Raw genomic sequence first — 9,154 nt, 5'->3', positions numbered from 1 at the left:
CGTGGGTCGGGTCAGGCGCGCGGCGGCCCGTAGGCGTAGGCCGGCTGCGGGGACTCCGACGGCATGAGGATCCAGAGGATCGGGTAGACGAGGATCTGGCTGCCGGGGATGACCATGAGCAGCAGGACGAACAGCAGCCGGGCCGCCCACGGCGAGATGCCGAACCGCTGACCCAGGCCGGCGCACACGCCGGCGAGGACGCGGCCCTGGACGGGTCGGACCAGTCCCTGGCGGCTCATCTGGTCGTGGATGTTCACGGGAGTTCCTTCCTGGGCCGCCGGACGCGTCGGTCGCGTCTCGGCGGTGATCCCAGCCTCCTGCGCAGGCCGTGCTCGGCACATCGGGGACCGACCCGGAGCGGACCCTGGGACCTGGCCTGCGGTCCTCAGGGTCCGCCCGTGCGTCCACGGGTGGACGCGGGTGGACGCGGGGGAGTCAGGCGACCGTGAAGCGGGCCTTCAGGAGGGCCTCGTCGCGCGACGACGGGCCGACGAGCAGGTCGAAGGCGCCGGGCTCGACGACGCGGCGCTCGCGGCGGTCGACGATCGTGCAGTCGGCGACGGGCAGCGTGAGGTCGACGTCGACGGACTCGCCGGGGGCGAGGTCGACCTGCCGGTACGCCTTGAGCTCCTTGTCGGCCCACGTGACGGACGTGACGACGTCGCGCACGTACACCTGGACGGTCTCGCGCGTCGGGCGCTCGCCGGTGTTCGACACCGTGACCTGCGCCCGGACGGTGTCCCCGGCGCCGACGTCGGGCGTCGAGATCCGCAGGTCGGAGTACGCGACGGTCGTGTACGACAGCCCCTCGCCGAACGCGAACGGCTGGCGCTGCGTGAGGTCGGCGTACCGGTCGCCGTGCTGGCCGGGGATCTGGTTGTAGTACGTGGGCTGCTGGCCGACGTGCGCGGCGAACGAGATCGGCAGGCGGCCGGTCGGCTCGACCAGGCCGAGCAGCACCTCGGCGACGGCCTGCCCGCCGCGCATGCCGGGGTTCGCGGCCCAGAGGATCGCGGCGGCACGGTGCGCGGAGGCGGGGAGGACGAGCGGCTTGGAGGCGACGACGACCACGACCATCGGCGTGCCGGTGGCCTCGAGCGCGTCGAGCAGGGCGACCTGCCCGCCGATGAGGTCGAGCGTGGCGGTGGACCGGCCCTCGCCGACGAGCTCGATGCGGTCGCCCACGACGGCGACGACGTAGTCGGCGTCCTGCGCGGCGGCGACGGCCTCGGCGATCAGCGCGTCGTCGACGTCGGCGGGCACGACGACCGGCGGGCGGGGCTGGCCGTCGGGGAAGAACGCGCCGGCCGGGTCGGGCTCGAGCGTCAGGATGTCTGCTCCGCGTGCGTGCGTGACGGTCCAGTCACCGGGGACGTGGTCGCGCAGGCCGTCGAGGACGGTCGAGATCATGTGGCGCGGGTGGCCGTCGGGCAGCCAGTCCGCCTGACCGGAGCGCCCGGCCCAGTCGCCGAGGGTCGTGTCGGGGTCGTCCGCGTTGGGTCCGACGACCGCGACGCGACGCGGGCGGTCGGCGGGCAGCGCGCGGCCCGAGCCGGCGTCGGTGGTCAGCCCGCCCGCGAGCGGCAGCGTCCCGTCGTTCGTCAGCAGGACGAGCGAGCGGCGGGCGACCTCGACGTTGAGCGCGGTGTGCTCGGCGGACCCGACGACCTCGGCCTGCCGGGCGGCGTCGGGACGGCGCGGGTCCTCGAACAGCCCGAGCTCGAACTTGAGCGTGAGGATGCGCGCGACGGCGGCGTCGATCGCGGCCTCCTCCAGCATCCCGGCGGCGACGGCCTCCTGCGCGCCCGCGAAGAACTGCGGGGTCGTCATCACCATGTCGTTGCCCGCGTTCACGGCGGCCGCGGCGGCGTGCGCGTGGTCGGGCTGGATGTGCTGCTCCCAGACCATGCGGCCGACGTTGTCCCAGTCGGTGATGAGCGTGCCGGTGTAGCCCCACTCGCCGCGCAGGACGTCGGACAGCAGCCAGTCGTTGATGGTGACGGGCACGCCGTCGGTCGACTGGTAGCCGAGCATGAACGTGCGGCAGCCCTCGCGGGCGACGCGCTCGAACGGCGGCAGGAACCAGGACCGGAGCTTGCGGTGGCTGATGTCGGCCTCGGACGCGTCGCGCCCGCCCTGCGTCTCGGAGTACCCGGCGAAGTGCTTGGCGGTCGCGAGGATCGCGGTCGGGTCGTGCAGGCCGTCGCCCTGGTAGCCGGCGACCATCGCGGACGCGAGCTCGCCGATGAGGAACGGGTCCTCGCCGAAGGTCTCGTCGACGCGGCCCCAGCGCAGGTCGCGCGTGATGCACAGGACGGGCGAGAAGGTCCAGTGGATGCCGGTGGCGGCAACCTCGACGGCGGTGGCGCGCGCGACGCGTTCGGCGAGGGAGCGATCCCACGACGCGGCCATGCCGAGCTGGGTCGGGTAGATCGTGGCGCCCTCGAAGAACGAGTGGCCGTGGATGCAGTCCTCGCCGACCAGGAGCGGGATCTGCAGGCGCGTCTGCGCGGTGAGCTCGACGGCCTCGTGCAGGTGCTCGGGGGACGCGTGCAGGATCGAGCCGACGTGCATGTCCTCGACGAGGCTGCGGACGTCCTCGCGCGCGTCGAGCTGCATCATCTGGCCGACCTTCTCGGGGAGGGTCATCCGCCCGACGAGGTCGGCGACGCGCTCGGCGACGGGGAGCGCGGGGTCCTGGTACGGGTGCGGCACGGACGGGTCCTCTCACGGCGGCGGTGCGGGCGGGACGAGCGGGTGCGAGCGGAGCCCGAACGAGGGCGAATCGATTCGAGCGTTGCAGGAGTCTAGCGAAGAATTACCAACTGGTCAGTAAGTAAATCGGCCACGCGGGACGCGCGCTGAGCGTTCGCCGACTGGCGGGCGCCGGCAGGCAGGACCAGTGTGGCCCGCGGAGGTGTTCCCCGATGCCCGACGTCCGTCCCGTCATCCGCCAGGTCGTCCTCGACACCACCGACCCGCGCGGGCTCGCCGAGTTCTACCGCGAGCTCTTCGGGCTCCGCTACCGCGACGGCGACGAGCCGCCCGCCCCCGGCGAGCCCGACCCGAACGGCGACGACTGGCTCGTGCTGCGGAACGACGACGGCGTCCCGCTCGCGTTCCAGAAGGTCGAGCACCTGCCGCCCTCGACGTGGCCCGACCACACGGTCCCGCAGCAGCTCCACCTCGACACGAGCGTGCCCGACGTCGCCGCGCTCGACGCCGCCCACGAGCGCGCGACCGCCCTCGGGGCCCGCCTGCTGTTCGACCGCACCGACGACCCCGAGGAGCCGCTGCGCGTCTACGCCGACCCCTCCGGCCACCCGTTCTGCGTCTTCGTCGGCTGACGTCGGGACCACCTGCGACGATCGGCCCGTGCAGCACCTCGACACGGCCGAGCGCCGCGCCCGGATCGCCCGACGCCACGCCGTCGCGGGCCCGCATCGCCGCCCGACCGTCGAGGACGCCGCCGCGAGCGTCGTCTGCCTGCACGCGACGGATCCTGCAGGCCTCTACCTGTCGGCGTGGGCGCGCACCGACGGGTTCACCGTCGACGACCTCGACCGCGCGTTCTACGTCGACCGCACGCTGATCAAGCACCTCGCGATGCGTCGGACGCTGTTCGCCGTCCCGCGCGACGTGCTCCCCGTCGTGCAGGCCGCGTGCAGCGCGAAGGTCGCCGCGACGGAGCGTCGTCGGCTGATCAAGGACGTCGTGGCGGCCGGGCTCGCGACCGACGGCGCGCGGTGGTTCGACGAGGCCGTCGCCGCGACGGTCGCCGAGCTCGCGGACGGGGAGCCGCTCACGTCCACGCAGCTGCGGCAGCGGCTCGCGGTGATCGACGCGCGCGTCGCCTACGGCGGCGACAAGCCATGGGCGGGCACCTTCTCGATCGCGTCCCGCGTGCTCACGTGCCTGCAGGCGTCGGGCACGGTCGTGCGGGCGGGCAACCTCGGCCGCTGGACGACGTCCCGACCGACGTGGGTGCTCGCGCGTGACTGGCTCGGCGGCGACATCGAGCCGCTCGACGAGCACGAGGCGCGCGCGACGCTCGTGCGCGCGTGGCTCGGCCGGTTCGGACCCGCCACCGAGGCTGACGTGACGTGGTGGCTCGGGTCGACGCTGCGCGACGTGCGGCGCGCGCTCGCGGACGTCCGGGCCGTCGAGGTCGCGCTCGACGGCGGCGCGACCGGGTGGGTGCTGCCCGACGACGTCGACCCGGCCGGACCCGTCGAGCCGTGGGTCGCGCTGCTGCCGTGGCTCGACCCGACGACGATGGGCTGGACCGACCGGGACTGGTACGTCGGCCCGCACCGCGCGCAGGTCTACGACTCCGTCGGCAACGGCGGCGCGGCGATCTGGGTGGACGGGCGGATCGTCGGCGCGTGGACCGTCACCGCGGACGGCCAGGTCGAGCTGTACCTGTTGGAGGACGTCGGACGGGAGGCCACCACCGCGGTCGAGGCGGAGGCGCACCGGCTGAGCGGGTGGCTCGCGGGGACGTCGGTCGTGCCGCGGTTCCCCGCACCGCTCGTCGGGGGTCGGGGCGCCTCACGTCTCGTCGAGGGCACCTGACGTCGCGACGGCACCGGCCCGTGGTCGAGCAGGTCCGGCGCCGGTGACTCAGCCCAGGACGACCGCCTCCGACGCGAAGGCGAGGAGCCGGTGCCCGAACGGGATGACGCCCTGCACGCCGGTGGGCATGCTCAGGTCCCGCACGTGCGCCCCCGTGCGGCGGTCGAGCACCACGAGCACCGACCCGTCGACGCCCCGCGGGTCGACCTGCTCGACCAGCACGTGCAGCCCGTCGGTGAGCAGCTGCGAGGGCGTGCTGCCGGGCGCCAGGTCGTAGGACCACAGGAGCTCGCCGGTCCGCCCGGAGAGCGCCGCGACGCCCGTGCGCGTCGCCAGGTGCACGCGCCCGTCGACGACGAGGGTGGACCAGATCGGGCCGACGTCGAGCTGCACCTGCCAGCGCTGCTCGCCGGTGTCCGCGTCCCACCCGTAGACCTGGCCGCCCGTCGACGACACCTCGAGGCCGGGCAGGCTGCCGTCGTCGAGCTGCCGCGCCGCGAAGTCGCCCAGCACCTCGAGGTCGGGCCGCCCCGCCCGGACCACGAGGGTGCGCCCGTCGCGCGACGCCTGCAGGAACGGCCCCGCCCACGTCTGGGCGTTGCGCAGGTCCTCACGCAGCCGGCCCGCCGGGTCGAGGACGAGCACCTGCAACGGCGTCTGCACGACCGCGTGCCCGGCCGACTCCGTGACGTACGACCAGCGGTCGTCGCGTGCGCCGGGGAGCACCGTGGGGTGGCGGTACCGCCACGCCTCCTCGCCGGACACCGGGTCGACCGCGGTGACCTCGACGTACCCCTGGGCGTCGACGCGCAGGAGCGCGGTCACGTCCCGCAGGACCGCCGCGTGCAGCGCGGGCTCCGCGAGGTCGTGCGCGGCGACCACGGTCCCGTCGCGCAGGTCCACGACCGTGAGCCGCGACCAGGTGCCGGGCCGGGACGCCGCGTCGGGGTCGATCGAGCCGGTCGAGCTCTGCGCGTCGGTCGCGAAGCACACCATCGTCGCCGGTTCGGGCGCACCCTCGCCCTCCGGCGGGACGCACCGTGCGTCGGTCGGAGGTGCACCGGGGACCGCGGGCGCGACGGTCGCCGACCAGCGTTCCTCGCCGGTGTCGACGTCGCGCGCGACGAGGGCCGTCGTCCCGTCGCTCGCGAGGGTCGTGCCGAACGCGGCCCCGCCGGACGTCGCCGTCGGCCACCACGCGTCGTCGGGCGTCCACAGCGGCTCGAGGCTGTCGCCGACGTCCGCCAGCGCGCCGGGCAGGGCGGCGACCCGGGCGTCGACGCCTCGCGCCCGCGCGTCCGCGACGCCCTGCACGACGACGAGGGCCAGCACGACGACGGCGACGACCGCGCCGACGAGCGTCGCGGGACGCCGCCACCGCCGGACGGGCGCGGCCTCCGCGTCGCGCGTCCTGGCGTCGGGGGTGCGGGCGTCGTGGTCGTCGTCCTCGACGAGCTCGACGAGGGAGAGTCGCTCGCCACTGGCCATGCGCGAGGGTACCTCCGCGCGGCGGTGCGACCACCGGCCGGGGACCGCTCAGCCGAGGACCACCGCGCGCTCGTCGGTCGCGCCGAGGACGTACGGCCCGAGCGGGTAGGCCCAGGAGACGTCCGGGGGCAGCGGCATCCTCCGGACGAGCCCGCCGGTGCGGCGGTCGAGCACGACGAGCGCCAGGTCACCCTGGTCGCTGCCCGCGCTGGTGAGGAAGGTGACGTGGGGGCCGTCGCACATGACGCCGCTGCGCACGACACCCTCCGGGACGTCGTACGACCACAGCAGCTCGCCGGTGCGCGCGTCGAGCGTCCTGACGCCGGACGTGGCCGTCGTGTGGACGCGTCCGTCGACGACGGCGACCGTCTGCTCGAGCGGCGACGACAGCGCGACGTCGCTCTCCCAGCGCTGCGCGCCGGTCGCCGCGTCCCAGCCCCACGCGCGCGAGCCGATGGTCGACACCTCGAGACCGGGCGCGCTGCCGTCGCCGAGCGTGCGCGGCGCGAGCGTGCCCCGCACCACCAGGTCAGGCTCGCCCGGACGCAGCACGCGCTTGGTGCCGTCGCGGGCGGGGACGGCGAGCCACCGCGCGTCGAGCCAGCCGTTCTCCGCCCGGACGCCGTCGACGCGTGTGCCGTCGGGGGCGAGCGCGTAGGCCTCGCCGTCGGGGCCGTAGACGACGACGTGCCCACCGGCCGCGTTCAACGAGACCCACGACGAGTCCTCGGCGTACTCGGGCAGCGGCTGGGGGTCGCGGTACCGCCACCGCTCGATGCCCGTCGCCGTGTCGACCGCCACGACCTCGACGTGCCGCTCGCCGTCGAGGAGTCCGAGGGCGACGACGTCGCCCAGCACCGCCGCGGCGTGCGTGCGTGCGACGTCCACGGACGACCGGACGGAGTGCGCGCGCAGGTCCACCGCGACGACGCGGGACCACGCCTCGGACGCCGGCGCCGTGCCGGCGGTCCCGGGCTCGTCGGGCATGTCGGGCCGCACGTCCGACGTGTGGCACACGAGGACGTCGGGCACGTGGTTCGGGTCCGCGAGGCCCGCCGGTGGCGGCGCGCAGGTGATCGAGCCCGTCCAGCCACCCTCGGGCACCCGGGCCGGCGGACCGATCGGCACGGACCACGCCACCCGGCCCGTGCGCAGGTCGCGCGCGACGACCGCGTGCGCCCCGTCGTCCAGCACCGCCGGGCCGATCCCGACCGTGCCCCGGGTCAGCAGCGGGTACCACAGCAGGTCGGGCGGGAGCTGCCAGAGCGTCGTGAGCGCGGTGCCGACGTCCGCGCTCGCCCCCGGCAGCGCGGCGATCCGCGCGTCGACGGCCGCCGCCCGCCGGTCGAGCACGACCTGCACGCCCCCGAGGACGAGGACCACCGCCGCGACGGCCGCTCCGACCAGGAGCACCCCGCGCCGGCTGCCGTGGTGCGCGCGCCACCCCCCGGTCGCACCCGGACTCGCGACGTCGCCGTCGTGCGGCGTCGAGGACCGGCCGGGATCACCGTCGTGCTCCTCGAGCTCGACGGGCCGGAGCCCTCCGTCGCGCGCCATGCCCGGACGCTACCGCCGGGCAGCGTCCGGGCGGGGCGGTTCAGGCGTCGGCGCGGGCGTGGGCGTGCTCGACCGCCCAGTCGAGCGCCTTGTCGGCGACGGCCTCCCAGCCGGGCGCCGCGCACGTCCAGTGGTCCCGGTCAGGGAACTCGAACAGCTCCGTCACCGCCGGGGACTTGTCGTAGTGCTTGGCGTTCGAGCGGTTCACCGACGCGGGCATGATGTGGTCCTTCCCGCCCGCGATGAACAGCAGCGGTGCGCGGTCCTTGCTGTAGTCGACCCACGTCTCCTGGTGACCCGGCTTGTAGTTGGCGATGAGGCCGTACGCCCAGATCCACGCGCCGGGCGCGGCGATCGCGTACCGCTCGTGCGCCGCGTCGGACTCCTCGCGGCTCAGGGTGTTCGCGAACGCGTAGTGGAACTGCTCCGGGGTGAACGCGACGGCGCCGTGCCGGCTGTGCAGGTCCGTGAACGCGGGGCTGAGCGACTTGATCTGCGACGGAGGCGTCACCCGCACGCCCTCGGTCGGCGCCGAGTCGATCACGACGCCCGCCGCGCCGAGGCCCCGCGCGAGCAGGAGCTGCGTGAGCGTCCCGCCGAACGAGTGGCCGATGATGATCGGCGGCGCGTCCAGGCCCTCGATCACGGCGGCCAGGTGCTCGACGACCTCGGGGACGGTGAGCGTCGCGATGAGCTCCTGGTTCTCGCGCAGCGCCTCGACCTCGATCTCGAAGCCGGGGTAGCCGGGCGTCAGCACCCGGTAGCCCTTCGCCTCGTAGTACGGGACCCAGTGCTCCCAGGAGCGCGGGGTCATCCAGAGGCCGTGCACGAGCACGATCGTGTCGGGTGTCGCCATGGTCCGTCCTCTTCTCGGGCGTTCGGTGCGGGAACGTGGAGCGTCGTGCGGTGTGACGGGACGTGCGGCGGGCCGCACCGGACGAACCGGGCATCCGTGCCGATCATGGCGCGGGGTGCAGGCGTCGCGGAAGAGGGGTCGCGACGCAGGTCAGGCGACCGACACCGATGTCGGTGGCGGACGGGAGCGAGCACGCCGGGCCGCCGAGCCTGCGGCGGGCCGGCGCCGGCGTCAGCGGACCGTCAGCAGCTCCGAGTCGAGCGCCACGGCCGCGTCGAGCGTCACGTACCCGTGCTCCTCGAACAGGACCGTGAGCCGGTCCGCCTCGACGACCGAGACCGTGCCGTCGCCGAACCGCTCGTGCCGCACCGCCTGACCGGGCCGGACGCCCGTCGAACGGGCCGGCGCGCTCGTGCCGCGGTCGCACGAGTCGCACGCGCCGCACGGGTCGGGGCGCACCTCGCCCAGCAGCTCGAGCAGCAGGCGCCGGCGGCAGTCGGTCGTGTCCGTGTACGTGCGGACGAGCTCGACACGCGACGCGTCGAGGGTCGCGCGGCGCTCGCGGGCCTCGGCGACCGCGGCGACGGCCTCGCCGGCGGGCGTGCCGGTCGCGGTCCACAGCCCGCCGTCGTCGCGCACCGCACCGGCCGCGGCGAGCTCCGCGAGCGCGCGTGACAC

Annotated in this window: 8 protein-coding genes; 2 read left to right on the top strand and 6 right to left on the bottom strand. The window is 75.1% G+C overall.

Features of this window, described 5'->3' with window-relative positions; all coding sequences use genetic code 11:
• Nucleotides 1-11 precede the first annotated feature (11 nt).
• Together CTKZ_RS16535 and CTKZ_RS16530 are read right to left on the bottom strand one after the other, a co-directional pair.
• Entirely contained in the window at nt 12-257 is a 246-nt protein-coding gene (locus tag CTKZ_RS16535) for a PspC domain-containing protein (RefSeq protein WP_235843524.1), read from the bottom strand.
• A 178-nt stretch (nt 258-435) separates the two neighbouring features.
• Nucleotides 436-2,715 (bottom strand): exo-beta-d-1,3/1,6-glucosidase, encoded by a 2,280-nt coding sequence (locus CTKZ_RS16530; RefSeq protein ID WP_124343971.1) that lies wholly within the window; start codon nt 2,713-2,715, stop codon nt 436-438.
• 212 nt (nt 2,716-2,927) lie between these two features.
• Between CTKZ_RS16530 and CTKZ_RS16525 the strand changes: the two genes are divergently transcribed.
• Nucleotides 2,928-3,347 (top strand): VOC family protein, encoded by a 420-nt coding sequence (locus CTKZ_RS16525; RefSeq protein WP_124343970.1) that lies wholly within the window; start codon nt 2,928-2,930, stop codon nt 3,345-3,347.
• 28 nt (nt 3,348-3,375) lie between these two features.
• Nucleotides 3,376-4,575, top strand: a complete 1,200-nt coding sequence (locus tag CTKZ_RS16520; protein WP_124343969.1) for a winged helix DNA-binding domain-containing protein — start codon at nt 3,376-3,378, stop codon at nt 4,573-4,575.
• Between the two features lie 48 nt (nt 4,576-4,623).
• Here CTKZ_RS16520 and CTKZ_RS16515 read toward each other — a convergent pair whose 3' ends face one another.
• The 4 genes from CTKZ_RS16515 to CTKZ_RS16500 all read right to left on the bottom strand — a co-directional run.
• On the bottom strand, nt 4,624-6,063 hold the full coding sequence (locus CTKZ_RS16515; protein ID WP_124343968.1) for an outer membrane protein assembly factor BamB family protein: 1,440 nt from the start codon (nt 6,061-6,063) through the stop codon (nt 4,624-4,626).
• A gap of 48 nt (nt 6,064-6,111) precedes the next feature.
• Nucleotides 6,112-7,620, bottom strand: coding sequence for an outer membrane protein assembly factor BamB family protein (locus tag CTKZ_RS16510; RefSeq protein ID WP_124343967.1), 1,509 nt, complete (start codon nt 7,618-7,620; stop codon nt 6,112-6,114).
• Nucleotides 7,621-7,660: 40 nt separating this feature from the next.
• Complete coding sequence (locus CTKZ_RS16505; RefSeq protein WP_124343966.1) at nt 7,661-8,476, bottom strand: alpha/beta hydrolase; 816 nt, start codon at nt 8,474-8,476, stop codon at nt 7,661-7,663.
• 231 nt (nt 8,477-8,707) lie between these two features.
• Nucleotides 8,708-9,154: RecQ family zinc-binding domain-containing protein (locus tag CTKZ_RS16500; protein ID WP_200829784.1), on the bottom strand; the 447-nt coding region annotated here is incomplete at its 5' end.

The sequence above is a fragment of the Cellulomonas algicola genome (assembly GCF_003851725.1).
GTDB lineage: Bacteria > Actinomycetota > Actinomycetes > Actinomycetales > Cellulomonadaceae > Cellulomonas > Cellulomonas algicola.
Note: the sequence above shows the minus strand (reverse complement) of the source record. Positions and strands in the feature narration are given on the sequence as shown.

Coding starts and splice junctions, on each gene's coding strand:
- CTKZ_RS16525 (WP_124343970.1), top strand. CDS start 2,928: ATGCCCGACGTCCGTCCCGTCATCCGCCAGGTCGTCCTCGACACCACC.
- CTKZ_RS16515 (WP_124343968.1), bottom strand. CDS start 6,063: ATGGCCAGTGGCGAGCGACTCTCCCTCGTCGAGCTCGTCGAGGACGAC.
- CTKZ_RS16510 (WP_124343967.1), bottom strand. CDS start 7,620: ATGGCGCGCGACGGAGGGCTCCGGCCCGTCGAGCTCGAGGAGCACGAC.
- CTKZ_RS16505 (WP_124343966.1), bottom strand. CDS start 8,476: ATGGCGACACCCGACACGATCGTGCTCGTGCACGGCCTCTGGATGACC.